1 pseudogene is annotated in these 229 nt (G+C 71.6%); it reads left to right on the forward strand.

Annotated elements, in window-relative coordinates:
• Positions 1 to 229, forward strand: a pseudogene (locus tag KVS71_RS19565) (putrescine oxidase); the annotation flags it as partial.

The raw sequence follows: 229 nt of genomic DNA on the forward strand, positions 1-229 counted from the left end.
GCCTGGCTGCGGTCGCAGACCGACGACGACGAGGCCGTGCGCAACCTCGCCTTCGCGACCGGCTCGGCGATGCTGTCCAAGCCGACCCATGCCTTCTCGCTCCTGCAGTCGCTGCTGATGGCGGCGTCCGCCGGCTCGGACTCGAATCTCGTCGACGCCGATTTCATCCTCGACAAGCGCGTCGTGGGGGGGCTCCCGCAGGTGCCCCTGCGCCTCGCCGGGCGCCTGG

The sequence above is a fragment of the Microbacterium sp. GbtcB4 genome, assembly GCF_019091465.1.
Lineage (GTDB): Bacteria > Actinomycetota > Actinomycetes > Actinomycetales > Microbacteriaceae > Microbacterium > Microbacterium paraoxydans.